The sequence below is a fragment of the Gilliamella intestini genome, assembly GCF_900094935.1.
GTDB lineage: Bacteria > Pseudomonadota > Gammaproteobacteria > Enterobacterales > Orbaceae > Gilliamella > Gilliamella intestini.
In genome coordinates, this window is record NZ_FMBA01000039.1 from 1 (window position 1) to 19,387 (window position 19,387).

The following is a 19,387-nucleotide window of genomic DNA, read 5'->3' on the forward strand; positions in this document are numbered from 1 at the left end:
ATAATATATATTATGTTAAATAATGCGTAGTGTTATGAAATTGTTTTCTTATTATTGGTTCCTACTAGTTAACATTATTAAACAATCAAATAATAGTGAGTAATTTTTGTTTTATTCATAAAATATGATAACCTAATCGCCTAGTACATATGATTATACTTTTCTATTCTATGCAAAATATTTTTAAGACATTACGTTCAAAAAGCTATTCCGTCCCATGTGAATTATGTAGTATAAGTTCTCTTTGTATTCCTAGGTTACTTAATAATAATTTAGGTAATATATTAGATCGAAAAATGCCTTATGCCAAAGATGAAATACTAGTTACAGCAAATATACCTTTTACAAAATTTTATATTATACATTCAGGTGCATTAAAAACTTTTGTCACAACTTCAGATAATTACCAACAAATTAATGGCCTTTATTTACCTGGTGATATTGTTGGTTTAGATTCAATTTCAACAAAGAAATATAACAATAATATTCAAGCTCTTAGTAATACTCTTGTCTGTGAACTTTATTATGATGAATTAATGTCGCTAATTGATACACAAAAAAATGTTAGGGATATGATATTTAATTTACTAAGCTCCGATATTTATAATTATCAAAAATTGGTATTATGCTATTCACAGAAAAAAGCAGATGAAAGACTTGCGACTTTTATTTATTCTCTCTATCGACGTTATGAACAAAAAGGACATTCTTCATTAAATATTAAGCTCATGATGAATCGTGCTGATATTGCTAACTACTTAGGTTTAACAATTGAAACAGTGAGTAGAAATTTAACTAAATTACAAGAGCAAAATATTTTATCAGCTAAAGGAAAACATATATTTATTAAAGATTTAAATGCTTTGATGAATTTAGGTAATTAAATTTATTTATGTTAAAATAATCACAATAATTTATTGTAAGGTCTTAATGTATGACAAGTTTAAAGAAAACATTTATTTTAGGAACTATGGCTCTAGCAGTCTCTTTTTCCTCGTTTGCGGCTCAACAACTAACTGAGCAACAAGCTAAAGATTTACAGTCGTTTAAGAGCATAACTATTCGTGGTGCATTTTATACTGATAGTGATTATGTTTTAGCTATGTCAAAAGCTGCAGATAAAGAAGGTGCAGCTTCCTTTTTTATAACTACAACCAATATTAGCCCCTCTAATGATACTTTACGCATTGTTTACGCTAAATTATATAAAGCTGATGCCCCAAAAGCAGAAGAACAAGTTGAAAATTTGCGTAAATTTGAAGGTATATATGAATATCCAAAGTCTAAAGCAATCCGTTTAGAACCTTTTAATATTGTTCGTATTCGTGGATATTTTCCTAATGAATATGATATAAATCAGGCTGTTGCTAAAGAAGCCTCATCAAAAGGTGCTTATGCTTATTATATTGATTCACGTAGTGAATTAGGTAGTAATATACAAGTTGCGGCTTATTTGTTTAAGAAAGATGCACCTGAACGTAAACTTCAACCCGAGGATGCAATTCCATATGACTCTGAAGCAGGCCAACAAGCTCTAGCGAAAGGTGGTGATGCGGCTATGCAGGTAGAAAAACCTGGTTATTATTCTCCTTCAGCTTTTAATGAAAAATTTTATGCGGATAAATTTAATAATAAAGTAAAAGTTATTGATCAGCCAAGTAACAAACCTGAAACTTCTATATCGACTAGTACCACTAAATCTGAAGCTACTCCAGTATCAGAACCTCAACACGTTAATCGTTACACTGTCACACTTCCTGATGGACGAAAAATTCAAGAATTGAATGATGCAACGGCAGCAAAAATGGTTGCATTTGATACAATAAAGTTTAGAGGATACTATGTTACTGATCAAGAAATTTCTTATCAGGCTGGTAAACGAGCTATTGATGCGGGTGCTAAATATTATCATATAGCTCGAATTGCTCATGATTCAAATGGTCCAAACATAACTGTTTTTGTTGATCTTTATCGTTAATTTACATAGATAATGGGGCGCATATGCGCCCTCTTTTTTATCGAATAAAATATTTTTTATTTGATTATTGTAATACTGATTTTACCGTATCGATTTGTTGCTTAATACGTTTTGCTGAAATGGGATATGGTGTACCTAATTGCTGAGCAAATAGATTTACCCTTAATTCTTCAATCATCCAACGGATATCTATCACTTTAGTGTCTGATCGTTGATTGTTTGGTAAACTATTAATCCAATTATCATACTGATTCTGAACATCTTCTATAATACTCATTGATTGTCTGTCTCTTGCCATATTTTGAAATAATTTTTCAATTCTTTTCTCAATTGCAACTAAATATCGAGGGATATCATTCAATCTTCTATAACTTGATTGAGCAACAAATCCTTTATAAACTAATTTATTAAGCTGCTGTTTAATATCTGACAAGGCAAATGCTAAAGATAAATCAACGCGCCCTTTTAACTTTTTATTAATGCTAAAATTCAAAGTTAGTATTGATTCGACTTGCTTAGCAATATCAACAACTATTTCATTAATATGAGTTTTAGTATAATCAAGTAATTGCTGATAATCATCAGTTGAATGAATTGCTTTATTATTTGTTTCAATTAAATAATCAATACCACAAGCGATACAATCATCAATAAGCATTAACACGTTACCAAACGAATTAAAATATAAACTTAATTTTGATTTATTGGGTAATTTTTCATGTAAATATTTGATTGGAGAAGGAATATTAAGCATTAATAAGCGTCTTAAACCTAATTTAGTTAATCTTTGTTGCTCTGATTGATTATCAACTAACTTTATACTTACGGAATTTTGATTATCAATAATTGCTGGATAAGCCTTAACAGTATAGTTTTTTTGTTTTTGTTTTTCTTCATAAACATCAGGAAGTTTTCCAAATGTCCAATCTGTTAAATTATTTTGCTCAATTGAGTTATCTTTTTTATTAATAGTAATAGATGATAAAGCTTGTTGAAGTTGAGTTTTGAGTTGCTGTTTTAGCATATCAATATCTTTACTTGAAGCAATTTCGTTATTATTACTATCAATAATACTAAAATTCATTTTTAAATGTTCAGGGACTTGTTCTAATTGCCAATTTTCTGATGTAATTTTCACACCAGTCATTTTATAAAATTCATTTTCTAAGCATTCAAGAAGCGGTTTTTCTGTGGTATCTACCCTACCTAAAAATGCATCTGCATAATTTGGTGCTGGGACAAGATTACGTCGTAATGATTTAGGCAATGATTTGATTAGTGCAATTATTAAATCTTTTCTAAAACCTGGCACTTGCCAATCGAATTCCTTGTTTTTAATTTGGTTTAAGATATCAAGTGGAATTTTTATAGTGACACCGTCACGGTTATGACCAATATCAAACTGATAACTTAGTGCTAGCTTAAAATGATCTTGATACCAGAAATCAGGAAAATCATTTAAATTAATTAATTGTGCTGATTGCCTGATCAGCATCTCTTTTTGTACATTAAGATAATCAGGATCAGATTTTTGTTTCTGCTTCCACCATTTATCAAAATGTCTAGATGAAATAACGAATTTATCTATGCGTTTATCATAGAAATCAAATAATTCATCATCATCAATTAAAATATCTTGGCGACGTGATTTATGCTCTAACCCTTCAACTTCAGTAATCAATTTTTGATTTTGCTTATAAAATTTATGATTTGTTAACCAATCACCTTCAACTAATGCATGCCGAATAAACAGAGTGCGACTTAAAATAGGATCAATTTTACTGTAATTTACTATTCTATTAGTAACAATTGGCAACCCAAATAAAGTTACTTTTTCGTTTGCTATTGTGGTTCCCTGCTTTTTTGACCATCTTGGTTCACTATAACTATACTTAACCAGATGTTTTGCTATCAATTCAATCCATCCAGCATCTATCTTAGCGACAGTTCTTCCCCATAAGCGACTTGTTTCAACCAATTCACTAGCTATACACCATTTAGGCTGATTTTTAAAAAGAGCTGAATTAGGAAAAATTGCGAATTTAATATTACGAGCACCAATATACTCGTTTTTTTCAAGATCTTTCATACCGATATGGGATAGTAGACCACTCAATAAAGCTATATGAAGTGAACGATAATCAGCTAATTGACTATTTATAGGAAAAGCCAATTGTTTTATCGTTTGTCTTATTTGTGTATAAACATCTTGCCATTCTCGAATACGAAGATAATTTAGAAACTCTTTTTGACATAATCGTCTAAATTGGTTTCCTGATAATATATTTTGCTGTTCTTCAATATAATTCCATAGATTAATCAAAGAAATAAAATCTGATTCCTTATCAATAAAACGACGATGTTTTTCATCTGAAGCTTGTTGTTTATCAAAAGGTCTTTCTCTTGGATCTTGAATCGATAAAGCTGCAGTAATTATCATGATTTCTTTGATGCAACCTAATTGCCTTGCTTCAACAAGCATTCTGGCCAATCTTGGATCAATTGGTAATTGCGCTAAAATTTTTCCTATTTGGGTTAAATGATATTGATGATGCTTTGTAAATATTGCGCCAAGTTCTTCTAATAATCGGATACCATCACGAACATATTTCGAATCAGGTGCTTCAACAAAAGGAAATGCAGCAATATCACCTAAGCCTAAAGAAGTCATTTGTAATATCACTGATGCTAAATTGGTTCGCAAAATTTCAGGTTCAGTAAATTCAGGACGTGACAAAAAATCTTGTTCATCATATAAACGTATACAAATACCATCAGAAGTCCGCCCACACCGTCCTTTGCGTTGGTTAGCTGATGCTTGGGATATGGGTTCAATGGGCAAACGCTGAACTTTAGTACGGTAACTATAGCGACTAATTCTAGCTAAGCCAGGATCAATAACATACTTAATTCCAGGTACAGTTAAAGAGGTTTCTGCCACATTAGTAGCTAGAACTATTCGCCTTTTAGTGTGTGATTGAAAAATTCGATTTTGCTCAGATGCTGATAATCTTGCATATAAAGGTAAAATATCTGTATGACGAAGATCTAATTTATTCAATGTATCAGCAAGATCTCGAATCTCTCTTTCACCTGTTAAAAAAATCAGTATATCGCCAGAGCTTTCTGCTGACAGCTCATCAATTGCATCAATAATGTGTTGAAAATCACTATTTTTATTGTTTGAATCATTATCGTTATCCAATATCGGTGGGCGATACCTAACTTCAACGGGATAAGTTCGCCCTGATACTTCAATAATGGGTGCTTGATTAAAATGTTTTGAAAATCGTTCAACATCAATCGTTGCTGATGTTATTATAACTTTTAAATCAGGACGCTTCGGTAATAATTGTTTAAGGTAACCAAGAATAAAGTCAATATTTAAACTACGTTCATGCGCTTCATCAATAATAATGGTATCATATTGTAATAACAGCTTATCTTTTTGAATTTCTGCAAGCAATATGCCATCAGTCATTAATTTGATTAGTGTTGTATCACTAATATGATCTGAAAATCTAACTTTAAAACCTACTAACTGCCCTATTTCAGTTTTTAACTCTTCAGCTATGCGATTAGCCACTGATCGGGCAGCGAGTCGCCTTGGTTGAGTATGACCTATAAACCCTTTTACTCCTAACCCTAATTCTAAACAGATTTTAGGAATTTGTGTAGTTTTTCCTGAACCTGTTTCGCCAGCGATGATAACAACTTGATGATGATTAATTGCATCAAAAATCACCCGTTTTTTTTCAACAACAGGTAAATTATGTGGAAAATCAATCTTCTTGGGTAACGATTTTAATCTAGTTTGATAATGTAACACTGCTTGAGTTATATCTAAATCAATTTTAACTATATTCTTGCCGTTTTTAGACGATTTTAAAATTTTATTTTTATCCAAGAAAGTCATTGATTCTAAAAATTTTAATTGCTGTTCAAATAACATAAAGAGTAAAATAAATCTCATGAAATTTTCTATAAGATTAATTATAACAAACTTTACTTATCATTAGGAGTTAATATGAAAAAGACATTAATACTTACCACAACGCTATTTGCTAGTGCTTTAATTTTGTCTGGCTGTGGTGAAACTAATAAAATAAAAGCAGAAGATCTTACTCACCATCGTTTTGTGCTAATAAAAGCAAATGGGCAAGATGTTCCTGTTGATAACGAAGCTGAAATAGAGTTTGGCGAAAACATGAACGTTATTGGAAAAATGTGTAATAGATTTGTTGCTAAAGTGACATTGGAAAACGAAAAAATCAAAGCTCCTAATGTTGGTATGACTAAAATGATTTGTAATGATAATCAGCTAGATAAATTAGATGGTATTATCACAAAACTAATAACAGAGGGGGCAACAGTAAGCTTGAATAAGGGACAGTTAACTTTAAAGAATCAGGAAAATGAACTTATTTATCAACTCAAAGATCTAATGTAACCCATTTAGAAACATCTTATAAACAAATATCAAAGCCAATATGTTTCTCTTCTTAATTTTCATCAAAGGCAATCCCAGTTAATGATAAAAAACTTTATTTAAAATCTAGTTAAGGCTATAATATACTTAGTTTTTAAAGGATAAAAAATTTTGATGAAAATAGTTAATTTTTCAAATATTGTATGTAAAAAAAGTGTCCTCCATCAGGTACTTATACCTTTTTATATGCCAATGCGTCAGCATTGGTTTTTTTTTGCGCAAACTCAGTTTATTTAAAATCTAAACATTAACCTTAACTATTAGTAGATAATATTATGAAAAAGACAAAAATTGTTTGTACTATTGGGCCAAAATCTGAATCAAAAGAAATGTTAGCAAAATTATTAAATGCAGGCATGAATGTTATGCGTTTAAATTTTTCTCATGGCGATTATGAAGAACATGGCAACCGTATTAAAAATTTACGCGAAGTGATGCAAGAAACAGGTTTAAAAGCTGCTATTATGCTAGATACTAAAGGACCTGAAATTCGTACCATAAAGTTAGAAGGCGGTAATGATGTATCACTTGTGGCAGGTCAAACATTTACCTTTACCACAGATAAAACCGTCGTTGGAAATGCCCAGCGAGTAGCTGTAACTTATGATGGCTTTGCTCATGACCTAAAACCTGGCAATCGTGTACTTGTCGATGATGGTTTAATTGCCATGGACGTTAAAGAAATCAAAGGTAACGAAGTTATCTGTACGGTTTTAAATAATGGTGATCTTGGTGAAAACAAAGGTATCAATTTACCGGGTGTTTCAATTAAGTTACCAGCGCTTGCAGAAAAAGACAAAAACGACCTTATTTTTGGTTGTGAACAAGGTGTTGACTTTATTGCTGCATCATTTATTCGTAAACGTTCTGATGTTGAAGATATTCGTGCTCACTTAAAAGCTCACGGTGGAGAAGACATTAAAATCATTTCTAAAATCGAAAATCAAGAAGGTTTAGATAACTTTGATGAAATTCTTGAAGCTTCTGATGGTATAATGGTTGCTCGTGGCGATTTAGGTGTTGAAATTGCGGTTGAAGAAGTTATTTTTGCTCAAAAAATGATGATCAAAAAATGTAATAAAGCTTCAAAACCAGTTATTACCGCAACACAAATGCTTGATTCAATGATTAAAAACCCACGCCCTACTCGTGCTGAAGCGGGTGATGTGGCTAACGCTATTATTGACGGAACAGATGCTGTTATGCTTTCAGGTGAAAGCGCTAAAGGTAAATATCCGCTTGAAACAGTCAATGTCATGGCAACTATCTGTAAACGCACAGACAAAACAATTCCTGCTTCGTTAGAATTAACATCAAAAGATGAAAAATTAAGTATAACCTCAGCAGTTTGTTGTGGTGCTGTAGAAATCGCTGAACGCTTAAATGCTCCATTAATTGTGGTTGCAACTCGCAGTGGTAAATCTGCTCGTGAAGTCCGTCATTACTTCCCTAGAGCTCGTATTTTAGCACTTTCATCAAGTCAAAAAACAGTTAATCAATTAGCTGTAACTAAAGGCGTGGAACCTATTTTGATTGATTCAATTAACTCAACGGACGATTTTTATCGTTTAGGTAAAGAGATGGCTGTAAAAGTATGTGGTTTACAGCAAGGCGAAATTATTGTAATGGTGTCTGGAGCATTGGTACCAAGTGGAACAACTAACACAACATCGGTTCATCGCATTTAACGTTAAATTTTTTATATAAAATAAAAAAAGCTAGCGACCTGCTAGCTTTTTTATTTACATAAGTTATTCTGTATAAAATATTATTGATAGAGTTAAAACACGACCATGATTGAAGAAAAAGTATATTTACCTAAAGAGCTTAGCTGGTTATCTTTCAATCAGCGAGTTTTGCAAGAAGCTGCCGATAAAAGTAATCCGCTTATCGAGCGAATACATTTTTTGGGTATATACTCAAGTAACCTTGATGAATTTTATAAAGTACAGTTTGCTAACTTAAAAAAATATGTACTTATTGAGCAAGAACAAGTTCATTCTTCATCTAATGCTAAAAAATTATTACGACAAGTAAATCAAAAAGTTATTCAATTAGAACTGCAATTTGATCAGCTTTATAATGAATTGTTATTAGAAATGGCTAGGAATCAAATCTTCCTAATTAATGAAAGGCAACTTTCATCGTATCAAGAAAACTGGATAAAAAATTATTATAAAAAAAATCTTAGACAATACATCACTCCTATCTTACTCGATAGTCATACCGAACTTATTCAATTTTTAAAAGATGACCATGCTTATTTGGCAGTAGAAATTATTTGTGAAGATAACATCAGTTATGCACTGCTTGAACTACCAACAGATAATATTCCTCGTTTTGTATTATTACCGTCAGAAGTATCAACTAAAAATAAATCTATTATTTTTCTAGATAACATATTGCGCTACTGTTTATCTGACATTTTTAAAGAGTTTTTTGATGCTAAAGAATTAAATGCTTATTCAATTAATATCAACAGAGATGCGGAATACGAATTAAATACTGAGTTAGATAGCTTGCTTGAACTTATGTCTCAAGGCTTAAAACAGCGCTTAACAGCACAGCCCGTACGTTTTACTTATCAAAAAGACATGCCCAACGCCTTATTTGAATTATTGATCAATAAGTTACGATTAACCGAACAAGATGCAATGCCTGGAGGTCGTTATCCTAATTTTAAAGATCTTGTGAAATTTCCTGACTTTGGACAAAAAAGGCTGTTAAATAAAAAAATTACTAGTCTAAGTTATAATCGATTTAAACAATTTCGTAATTCGTTTGATGCGATTAAAGATCGAGATGTATTGCTTTATTATCCCTACTACTCTTTTGGACACGTACTAGAAATTATGCGTCAGGCTTCGTTTGATCCATCTGTTACACATATTCGCATGAATATCTATCGAGTCGCGAAAGACTCACGTTTTATTCACGCAGCAATTAATGCAGCCAATAATGGTAAAAAGGTCACTGTAGTTGTTGAATTACAGGCAAGGTTTGATGAAGAGGCAAATATAAAATGGGCAAAACGATTAATTAGTAGTGGAATTAAAGTTATCTATTCACAACCAAAACTAAAGATCCACGCCAAATTATTTTTGATTGATCGTAAAGAAAATGGCGAAATTGTTCGTTACGCCCATATTGGTTCAGGTAATTTTAATGAAAGGACTGCAAGAATTTATACCGATTTTTCGTTATTAACTGCAGATCCTGTAATTACAGATGAAGTTAAAAATGTATTTAATTTTATTGAAAACCCATTTAAACCAGTTTCTTTCCATCATTTACTTGTGTCCCCACAAAATACCCGATTGAGATTTTATGAATTTATCCAACGAGAAATAAATAATGCTAAAGCAGGTAAAGCCGCAGGTATCTATTTAAAGCTCAATGCAATAACCGACAAAGATATGATAGATCAATTATATCGTGCATCTTGCGCTGGTGTAAAAATTAGAATGGTAGTAAGAGGAACTTGTGTTTTGGTACCACAAATTTCAAATTTAAGCGAAAACATTACTGTGATAAGTATTGTTGATCAGTTTTTAGAACATGCTCGTGTGTATATTTTTGAAAATGATGGGAAAAAAGATACTTATATTTCTTCTGCTGATTGGATGCCTCGTAACCTAGATAATCGTATTGAAGTGGGAGTAAAAATCTTCGATCCAATAATAAAATCAACTATTCATAATATTTTTCATATTCAATGCAATGATAATGTAAAAGCTCGCATTATTGATAAAGATGCAACTAATAATTATGTTCAAAGAGGTAATAAGAAAAAAAACAGGGCTCAATATGCTATTTATGATTATTTGAAACAGATAGAATCATTTGAATAAGGACTTTAAAATGAAAAAATTCAATGAGTATGCAGTAGTCGATCTTGGTTCAAATAGCTTTCATATGGTAATTATTCGTGTGATTAATGATGCGATACAGGTAATTTATAAAAATAAAAAAAATATACATCTAGCAACAGGGCTTAATGTTAATAATGAACTAAGTGAATCAAGCATAATGCGAGGAGCACAGTGCCTTGCACTATTTGCTGAGCGATTAAATGGATTCCCACAAGAACACGTTCGAGTTGTTGCAACTCATACATTAAGAGTAGCAAAAAATAAACAGAAGTTTTTAATGGCTGCGGCTAAAGTATTTCCTTTCCCTATTGAAATTATTTCAGGTCAAGAAGAAGCTCGTCTTGTCTATTTAGGCACAATGACTGCGGAATCAACATCCTCAACTGATACAAAATTCGTAATAGATATCGGCGGAGGATCAACTGAAATTGCAATAGGAAAAGGAAATGATTTAAAACCTTTGATAGTCGCTAGTCGCCCCATGGGTTGTGTCACTTATACAAAACAGTTTTTTCATGACCAAAAAATTAATGTGGTCTCTTTTCAACGAGCAAAACTTGCTGCAGAACAGCAAATTGAAGGTATGGTTAATACCATAAAAAAATTAAATATTACTGTCGCATTTGGTACATCAGGAACCATAAAATCGATTTATCAAATATTATTAGATCTTGGTGTCTGTGATGGCATTATTACGCCTAAAAGGCTTGATGATTTAATTGGTTATATTTTAGAATTTGAATCCTTTCACGATATCAACTATCCTTCACTATCCCAAGAAAGGAAAAACGTATTTGTTAGTGGGCTAGCTATATTTAGTGGCATTTTTAATGCATTGGGTCTAGAGGCTTTACAATTTAGCCCATGTGCATTACGAGAAGGCATATTTTACGAATTAATTGGCGGTCCTAATTGCCAAGATATTAGACAAAACACGGCACAATCGCTTTCAGAACATTACAACATAGATCAACGCCATGCAAAACAAGTTGTTAAAACTGCAAAATATTTTTTCTCACAATGGCAACAACAAGCACCAATTACAATTCCGCCTAATATTGAATCCATTTTATATTGGGCTGCCTTGTTACATGAAGTGGGGTTAACAATTAACTTTTCATCAATTCATAAACATTCAAGTTATATTTTAAAAAATAGTAATTTACCAGGGTTCAATGAAGAACAACAATTACTATTATCTACGCTTGTTCGTTACCATAGAAAGTCGATCAATATTGATGCTATACCTTATTTTAGTTTATTTGAATACAAACATATAATACCGCTAATGCAAATCCTAAGATTATCTATACTCATCAATAATCAGCGAAATTCAGAAATTGATTTACAGGCATTTCGTCTAAAATTATTAAAAAATAAACTAACTAAAGTGACTTTAGAAATTAACCATGAATTTGTTGAAAATAATAAATTAATATTGCTTGATTTAGAACAAGAAAAAAAATATTGGAAAGCAATTAATGATTGGAAACTATCAATTGAATTAGTTAATTAGCTATAAATTCTATTTTATATATAAAAATACCGCCAAATTGGCGGTATAAACAATAATTAAAAATATCATTATCTGCTTGTTATTAACCAAGACCAATAATCTTCCACCATGAAATACCAACAGTAAAAACAATTACTAAATTAACAACACTACAAATGAACCCTACTTTCCACCATGTTTTTACGGGAACAAAGCCTTCAGCAAATAATAATGGGTTTCTTGCATTAGCAAATTGAGTAATAGAGCCAAAATAATTAGTACAAATTACTAATGAAAAGATAGCAATTAATTGTGGTACACCTAGTGCGATAGCGACAAGTAAGAATACTTGAAATAGAGCTGAAATATGGGCATTTCCGCTAGCAAAAAAGTAATGTAAATAAACATAAGCAACACTTAAAGCAATTATTACAAATACCCAACTACTTTGACCTAAGTATCCTTGCACTGCACCACCTATAGTGTCGCCTAACCATTTTGTTACACCAAGTTTATCCACTTGGTCTGCCATCATAAGTAGCGCAGCAAACCATATTAATGTGTCCCAAGCAGCTTTTTCACCTTTAATATCATCCCAGCTTAATACACCGCTTAAAATTAAAATAGTTAAACCAATAAAGGCTGTAGCTGTTGAATCAATACCAAATCTTTTGCCAAAAATCCAGAGCACCAATAATAGAACGACAGTGCCACCCATAATGATTTCTTTAATGGTAATTGGACCCATTTTTTTTAATTCATCTGCCGCTAGTCTAGGGGCTTCTGGTGTTTTTTTTAGTTCTGGGTTAGTTAAGAAATAAATAACTAAAGGAATCACGGCAAATGAAACTAAGCATGGCACAATGGCTGCAACAAACCATTGCCCCCATCCTAATGTAATATTTAATGATGTTGTAACTAATTTAGCTGCCAATAAGTTACCAGTAAATGCCGTTAAAAACATTGCCGAGGTGATATCGTTCACATGACTAATTGTTAGCATTAAAAAAGTGCCTATGCGGTTTCTTGATTCATCCTTAGGATTTGATTTAAAATTGATTGCTAGCGCTTCCGCTATTGGATAAATAACACCGCCAGCACGTGCTGTTGTACTTGGAATAGCTGGTGCCAATGCAATATCAGTAACAGATAAACCATAAGCAAGTCCTAATGTATTTTTTCCTAAAATTTTAACAAGATAATAGGCTATGCGTTTACTTAGCCCTGTTTTAATAAAGCCTCGAGCAATCATAAAAGCTATAACAATCAACCAAATAAGGCTACTATTTAATTCGCTTAAGGCGATTTCAATAGCTGCCGCATTTGTATCTGCACCAGATGGCCTTAATACAGCAAAAACGGTAATTGCCAATAAGCCAATAGCTCCAATTGGCATTATTTCGGCCACAATACAGGCAATAGTAGCCACAAAAATAATACTGGTTTGCCAACCTTGTTGGCTGATACCTTCAGGAGGAGTCACATACAACCAAAGTACTGCAGAAATTGCCGCAATAATGATGAGCGGTAGCCATTTTACTGGCGGTTTTTTTACTACGTTCATAGTATTTTCCTTTTGAATTTAAATATTTTTAATAAGTTAAGATTTAATTCTATTTTTTATTTGATTATTTATTAAGTTTATTCTTTTGAAAAAATAAAAACCTAATAGAATCAATAGCTTTTCTAACCATTTTTATTTAGAATTGCTTGTCTTTTAATTAAAATACATCAAAATAAAACTCAAAAAACTTCAATAAAATCAATATGTTTCTTGACAGCTTTTTGTTGCTATATTTATGTTTAATTTAGTTTTATTGTGTATTGTTTATCACTTTTTTGAAAAATAAAATTATTAGGATTTACCAATGCTATTGTTTTATTTTTTAACAAAAATATGGCTGATAAATTTGGATGCTTTTGCAAATATTCCCTACTTTTATCAAGTCCCCATCCATAAAAAACCGTAGAATAAATATCACCTTCTAAAGAAGAATCTGAAATTACAGTCACGCTTTCTAATTCATTATCTAATGGATAGCCTGTTTGTGGATCGAATATGTGATGATAAAGATGACCATTTTGTATAAAAAATCGCTCATAAATTCCTGATGTGACAACCGACTTATTTATAACTTTAATTACACCTGATAACTTATCATCCGTTGAAAATGGTTTTCGAAGCCCAATATGCCAATAGCCGTTATCATCTGTTAAAGATGACCCCAACGCAAATACATTACCACCTAAATTAATGATCCCTTTGTAAACTTGATATTGAAGTAAAATCGATTTGATAACATCAGCAATATATCCTTTAGCAATTGCACCTAAGTCAATTTCCATTCCTGTTTTTTTTAAAAAAACAGTATGTTTATTTGCATCAAGTTCAATATTTTTAGGATCTGTTAATAAAAGTTGTTGTTTAATTAATTTTACAGAAGGAACTTGATCGCCTTGGAAGCCAATTTTCCAAAGTTTAACTAAAGGACCAATAGCTAAATTAAAACAGCTATTAAAGTGTAAGCTTACCTTTTGAGCTTGTTCAATCAAAGAAAAAACAGGTCTACTTACTGTAACGGGATGTTGCCCAGCAGCTAAATTAATTGACATAACTTCGGATAACGGTCTGTTAACAGTTAGTTTGTACTCAAGTATTTTTATGGTCTCAAAAACACTTTGCACTGCGGTTTCATTAGGCTCTAAAAGCATTAATGAAACCGTTGTTCCCATTAAATGTTGAGTATATTCATAGTTTGCATTTACCATGCTAAACAAAGCTCACAGAGTTATCACAAATTAATGTTTAATATAATCAGCCGCTTTTTTACCTGCTTGCGTACCAAATATAATGATATCGGCAACAGCATTACCACCAATACGATTAGCACCATGTACACCGCCCACAACTTCACCAGCTGCAAATACACCTTGGATTACCTGTTTATCAGCATCTAATACTTGTGTTTGAGTGTTAATTGTTACCCCTCCCATTGTATGATGGACACCTGGTGCAATTTTTATTGCATAAAAAGGTCCTTTTTGAATTGGATGACGCATGCCAGTAGTTCGGCCAAAGTCTTCATCGTGTTTAGCTGTCACAAATTGATTGTAGCGTTCAACCGTTTTCGCTAATGTTTTACTATCAATTGATAGTTTTTGTGCTAATTCCTCAAGCGTATTTGCTTGACTTACAAGTTCGTTTGAAACATATTCTTCAACAGATCTATTTTCATCTCGAACTTGTTGATCAAATAGGATATAAGCATAATGTTCAGGTAATTTGATAATTTCAGCTGAAACGTTGTCTCTTGTATCAAGTTCATTAACAAATCGTTGACCTTTTTGCGATACCAATATTGCACCACCACCACGAATAGATTCAGAAATTAAATATGATGTTGTTTGTTCAACTGTTGGATGAATTTGTATCTCACCCATATCAACAGTTCCTGCGCCTAATTTCTCTAATAGCATAATACCAGAACCAGTTGCCCCTTTATGATTGGTAGTGACAAATCCTTTAAGATCGGGGCGATATTTTTCAACCATTGTAGTATTAGCACTAAATCCGCCTGTTGCAATAATAACAGCTTTGGTTTTTATTAAATGAGTTGAACCATCCTCTTCTGAAACTTTAACACCAATAACTTTATGGTTTTCGGTTACAATTTCAGTAACAGCAATATCAAGCATAACTTCAATATTACGTTTATTAATATTTTTAACTAAACCACTAATTAAAAAACCACCAACAGCAGCACCACTTTCAGGACGATGAGTTCGATCAATGCTCATTCCCCCCGTTGTGGTAATACCACTTAATTCAATACCGTTAGCATCTAACCAATTAACTGCATTTGGCGCATTTTCAACAAAATAACGCAATAACTCAGGATTATTTTTATTTTTTCCACCAGTCATTGTTTCTTTATAAAAGAGTTCTTTATTGTCTATAATACCTTTTAGTTTTTGGAATTTGGTTTCTGCAGCATTCATACCTGCCGATGCTTTATTAGTATTACCACCAATCACAGACATTTGCTCGATAATAATGACATTTGCACCAAGATCATGTGCTTGAATCGCCGCAGAAAGCCCTGCTCCGCCACTACCAACAACCACAACATCAAAAGCGCGATCATTAGGATCACCACCTTCGGCAATAATTGCTTCTTTATTAGATTTTGCCATCGCTTTAGTTACAGCTTTTTTAAATGCCTCACATTGTGTCGTTGCGCCAGAAATAGCATCAACATGTGGACTGTTAGAGTCAATAATTCGATGCTTAATTTCAGTAAAATTATTTAATACTTCGCTATCAAAGTTGTTAGCATTAACGAGTTGTATATCTTTGATAAAATCATTTCCTAATTCAACATTAATCAAAAATTCATAAGATTCATCATTAACTTTTTCTTGATAATTGCCTGGTTTGAATTTTTTAACATTAAGGTTCACATCCCGAATCAAACTTTCAACAAGCGAAAAATGCCATAAAGGTTCAGGAATATTTAGTTCTTCACGCTTATCACTATTGATAAAAAGTTCAAGCTTCTCACCTTTTTCAATACGGTCAATCCAATCAGGATAAGCAATACAAGCGCGACCAACCGCAACTAAATCATAGCCATTATTAATAGCATCTTCTACATCACTTTGATTAACAACATTTCCGACACCAACAACAGGGATTTTCGCTAATGTTTCAGATCGCATTGCCACATATTTTTTAATTAATGGCGTTGGATCTTGTGTATCAACAATGGATGGCCTAAGTGTTGTTCCCATTGAAAAATGGATATAATCAAGCCCCTTTTCAGCTAATTTTTCAAGCAAATACATAGAATCATCAAAACGAATTCCTGGTACTTCTAATTCTTCTGGTGAAAAACGATATCCAACAATAAATTCAGGAGTTGCATATTGTTTAACCATGTTATGGGTAACATCTAAGATAGCAAGAGGGAACCTTGTACGATTATCTCGATTTCCACCCCATTTATCATTTCGTTGATTTGAATTAGGAGAATAGAATTGTTGAATTAAATAAGTATTAGCTCCATGGATTTCTACGCCATCAAACCCTGCTTGAATTGCACGACGCACTGCTTGACCAAATTTATCGATCATTTCATCTACTTCATCAGCAGTTAGTGCTACTGGTGTTGCTGCACCAGGGCGTGGTGCTGCTATTGCACTTGGTCCCACAGGCGATTGACCTCCAATTAATTTTGGTTCAACCATTCTTCCACCATGATAAACTTGAATAATAGCTTTCGATCCTTTTTCTTTGATCACTTTAGCAATTTTAGCTAAGCCTTCAATCTTATCATCACTATCTAAGCCAATAGCGCCAGGGAAAGCTAATCCTTTATTATCAACAAATCCACATTCAACAATAATTGTCCCGATTTCACCAGATCGTACACGATAATATTCGATTAGATCTTGAGTAACTGAACCATCATAAAAACCAGAACAAGTTGTCATTGGAGCCATCATTATACGATTTTTTAGTTCAACGCCATTAGGTAGAGTTATTGGACTAAAAATATGTTCATTTTTCATTTTTATATACCTAATCATTATTATTCAATCTTCATAGATACTAATGATGATAACATTAACAATAATTATTATCCAATTACATTAATTTCATTAATGCCTGTTTTACTAATAGTAAATAGTGATTAGTATCATTTTTTCGACAAAAATTTTTTAGTTTTATTAGTTAATTAGAAAATTATCAATATAAATAAAGTAAAATTCTGTCAATTTTTAATATTTTATTGTGCTTTAATTATCAAACTCACAATTAAGAATCTAAAAAAAAACACTGTAACCTTTTCATTTAGTTATATATTTTTTGTGATTTTCATGTTGAACTTTAAATTATCTGAGATAAAATATTTTGAAGTATAACGCAAGAGAATATCGGAATGTTTGTAATACCAATTAACAGATTAAAATCAACTTTCGATTTTTTATTTATTCTATTTTTTAATCCTCCTTTATGGAGGATTTTTTTTGGCTTTAAACCTCATATCTATCCATTTTTCTTTTATTACATTAATAATCAATTTTTTGTTGAGAATACGCACAATCAGGAGACAGTATGAAATCTTTAACCCCTTTTTATGATCCATCTATAAGTTACGAAGATAATTATGCTCAAGGTCCATTTGGACTTTTCAAGCAATTAGATAAAGCACAACAAGTCCCAACAAAATCTTCAAAATTTTTAAATGTTGAGGTTAATTTACCATTTGGTCAACCAGCAGGCCCCCTACTAAACGCAAACTATATCAAAGCTGCTTTTGCTTATGGATTTGATTTATGTGTATATAAGACGGTAAGAACTAAATTACATAAATGTCATCCATTACCTAATGTTTTGTCAGTCCATCCTAACGATAAATTATCATCTAACTTAGATACTGTGCTAGCCGATACCAATTACAATCAACCATTATCAATAACCAATTCGTTTGGAGTTCCCTCTTTTTCGCCTGATGTTTGGCAACCTGATATGGCTGATGCTGTAAAATCTGCGGGTCATGGACAATGTGTTATAGGTAGTTTTCAAGGTACGCAAAGCAATGGAGAAATAGAAAATGATTATGCTTTAGCCGCAAAATTAGTTAAAGAAACCAATGCACCTATTCTTGAAGCAAATTTAAGTTGCCCGAACGAAGGAGCAAGTAAACTACTTTGCTTTGATATAGATAAAGTCGAACGAATTGTTAACGCTATTAAAACAGCAGTTCCTGATCGCCCACTTATTTTAAAACTAGCCTATTTCCCTGATGATGAAAGGATCGTTTCTTTATTAACTCGCGTAGGTTCTATTATCGACGGTTTAAGTGCAATCAACACTCTATCAGCTAAACCTGTTGATGCTAAAGGAAACCCTGCTTTAGGTGAAAATAGAAAAGAAGGCGGTGTCTGTGGCGATGCAATTCGTTGGGCCGGTTTAGATATGGTGAGTCGTTTAGCTAAATATCGTAAACAAATGGATCTAAAATTTGCTATTGTGGGCGTCGGTGGAGTTAGTTCTAGTGAACATTATCATCAATTTATAAAAAATGGTGCTGATGCAGTTATGAGTGCAACTGGTGCTATGTGGAATCCACTCCTTGCAATAGAAATAAAAAAGAGTCTGTAACTTTAAATGAAAAAATATAAATATTATCAGCACAGGGCGCTATGCCCTGTTTTTTCTATTTAATAAATAAAGAGCAGGTTAGCAATAAAATCTAATAATAAATAAAGTGCAATAGTCTTTACTTAATCTGACATTTAAGTTATTTTATAACACAAAAAGGAGAGTCAGAAATGAATCAAACCGCCAAAATCATTAAACCTAAATTAGGACTACTAGAATTAGCTAAGCAACTCGGTAACGTTCAACAAGCTTGCAAAGTCATGGGATACAGTCGAGATAGTTATTATCGCTTTAAAAAACTGTATGAGCAAGGGGGTGAGCTTGCGCTTCAAGAAATCAGTCGTAAAAAGCCTATCGAAAAAAATCGGGTAGAGCCACATATAGA

The 19,387-nt window shown here is 32.2% G+C and carries 12 protein-coding genes; 8 read left to right on the forward strand and 4 right to left on the reverse strand.

What is annotated here, in order from left to right; all coding sequences use genetic code 11:
- The first annotated feature begins 296 nt into the window (after positions 1-296).
- Both GA0061080_RS09290 and GA0061080_RS09295 read left to right on the forward strand, forming a co-directional pair.
- Positions 297-884: a helix-turn-helix domain-containing protein gene (locus GA0061080_RS09290; RefSeq protein ID WP_167349215.1), complete on the forward strand. Its 588-nt coding sequence runs from the start codon at positions 297-299 to the stop codon at positions 882-884.
- Positions 885-934: 50 nt separating this feature from the next.
- Positions 935-1,978 carry a YdgH/BhsA/McbA-like domain containing protein gene (locus tag GA0061080_RS09295; RefSeq protein WP_091124576.1) on the forward strand — a complete coding sequence of 348 codons (1,044 nt, stop codon included), beginning with the start codon at positions 935-937 and terminating at the stop codon, positions 1,976-1,978.
- A 64-nt stretch (positions 1,979-2,042) separates the two neighbouring features.
- On the opposite strand, the gene hrpA is transcribed toward GA0061080_RS09295, so the two are convergent.
- The gene (gene hrpA, locus GA0061080_RS09300; protein WP_439330227.1) at positions 2,043-5,930 is read right to left on the reverse strand and encodes an ATP-dependent RNA helicase HrpA; all 3,888 of its coding nucleotides are present in this window, start codon (positions 5,928-5,930) and stop codon (positions 2,043-2,045) included.
- A gap of 75 nt (positions 5,931-6,005) precedes the next feature.
- Between hrpA and GA0061080_RS09305 the strand changes: the two genes are divergently transcribed.
- From GA0061080_RS09305 to GA0061080_RS09320, 4 genes are all read left to right on the forward strand, one after another.
- Positions 6,006-6,428 (forward strand): META domain-containing protein, encoded by a 423-nt coding sequence (locus GA0061080_RS09305; RefSeq protein WP_091124581.1) that lies wholly within the window; start codon positions 6,006-6,008, stop codon positions 6,426-6,428.
- Between the two features lie 314 nt (positions 6,429-6,742).
- Complete coding sequence (gene pykF, locus GA0061080_RS09310; protein ID WP_091124586.1) at positions 6,743-8,155, forward strand: pyruvate kinase PykF; 1,413 nt, start codon at positions 6,743-6,745, stop codon at positions 8,153-8,155.
- Positions 8,156-8,260: 105 nt separating this feature from the next.
- Positions 8,261-10,318, forward strand: coding sequence for a polyphosphate kinase 1 (gene ppk1, locus GA0061080_RS09315; protein WP_091124590.1), 2,058 nt, complete (start codon positions 8,261-8,263; stop codon positions 10,316-10,318).
- 10 nt (positions 10,319-10,328) lie between these two features.
- Entirely contained in the window at positions 10,329-11,855 is a 1,527-nt protein-coding gene (locus tag GA0061080_RS09320; RefSeq protein ID WP_091124593.1) for a Ppx/GppA phosphatase family protein, read from the forward strand.
- Between the two features lie 82 nt (positions 11,856-11,937).
- On the opposite strand, the gene GA0061080_RS09325 is transcribed toward GA0061080_RS09320, so the two are convergent.
- The 3 genes from GA0061080_RS09325 to GA0061080_RS09335 all read right to left on the reverse strand — a co-directional run bounded on the left by GA0061080_RS09325 (position 11,938) and on the right by GA0061080_RS09335 (position 17,405).
- Positions 11,938-13,398 (reverse strand): DASS family sodium-coupled anion symporter, encoded by a 1,461-nt coding sequence (locus GA0061080_RS09325; protein WP_091124597.1) that lies wholly within the window; start codon positions 13,396-13,398, stop codon positions 11,938-11,940.
- A 239-nt stretch (positions 13,399-13,637) separates the two neighbouring features.
- Positions 13,638-14,603, reverse strand: coding sequence for an FAD:protein FMN transferase (locus GA0061080_RS09330; protein WP_091124601.1), 966 nt, complete (start codon positions 14,601-14,603; stop codon positions 13,638-13,640).
- 30 nt (positions 14,604-14,633) lie between these two features.
- A complete protein-coding gene (locus GA0061080_RS09335) occupies positions 14,634-17,405 on the reverse strand; it encodes a flavocytochrome c (protein ID WP_091124604.1) in 2,772 nt (923 codons plus the stop codon).
- A 547-nt stretch (positions 17,406-17,952) separates the two neighbouring features.
- On the opposite strand from GA0061080_RS09335, the gene GA0061080_RS09340 reads away from it, so the two are divergent.
- Positions 17,953-19,002: a beta/alpha barrel domain-containing protein gene (locus GA0061080_RS09340; RefSeq protein WP_091124607.1), complete on the forward strand. Its 1,050-nt coding sequence runs from the start codon at positions 17,953-17,955 to the stop codon at positions 19,000-19,002.
- A 170-nt stretch (positions 19,003-19,172) separates the two neighbouring features.
- The coding region (locus GA0061080_RS09345) for a helix-turn-helix domain-containing protein (protein ID WP_141683129.1) at positions 19,173-19,387 on the forward strand (215 nt) is incomplete at its 3' end.

Coding starts and splice junctions, on each gene's coding strand:
- hrpA (WP_439330227.1), bottom strand. CDS start 5,930: ATGTTATTTGAACAGCAATTAAAATTTTTAGAATCAATGACTTTCTTG.
- GA0061080_RS09290 (WP_167349215.1), top strand. CDS start 297: ATGCCTTATGCCAAAGATGAAATACTAGTTACAGCAAATATACCTTTT.
- pykF (WP_091124586.1), top strand. CDS start 6,743: ATGAAAAAGACAAAAATTGTTTGTACTATTGGGCCAAAATCTGAATCA.
- GA0061080_RS09335 (WP_091124604.1), bottom strand. CDS start 17,405: ATGAAAAATGAACATATTTTTAGTCCAATAACTCTACCTAATGGCGTT.
- GA0061080_RS09340 (WP_091124607.1), top strand. CDS start 17,953: ATGAAATCTTTAACCCCTTTTTATGATCCATCTATAAGTTACGAAGAT.
- GA0061080_RS09305 (WP_091124581.1), top strand. CDS start 6,006: ATGAAAAAGACATTAATACTTACCACAACGCTATTTGCTAGTGCTTTA.
- GA0061080_RS09295 (WP_091124576.1), top strand. CDS start 935: ATGACAAGTTTAAAGAAAACATTTATTTTAGGAACTATGGCTCTAGCA.
- GA0061080_RS09320 (WP_091124593.1), top strand. CDS start 10,329: ATGAAAAAATTCAATGAGTATGCAGTAGTCGATCTTGGTTCAAATAGC.
- ppk1 (WP_091124590.1), top strand. CDS start 8,261: ATGATTGAAGAAAAAGTATATTTACCTAAAGAGCTTAGCTGGTTATCT.
- GA0061080_RS09330 (WP_091124601.1), bottom strand. CDS start 14,603: ATGGTAAATGCAAACTATGAATATACTCAACATTTAATGGGAACAACG.
- GA0061080_RS09325 (WP_091124597.1), bottom strand. CDS start 13,398: ATGAACGTAGTAAAAAAACCGCCAGTAAAATGGCTACCGCTCATCATT.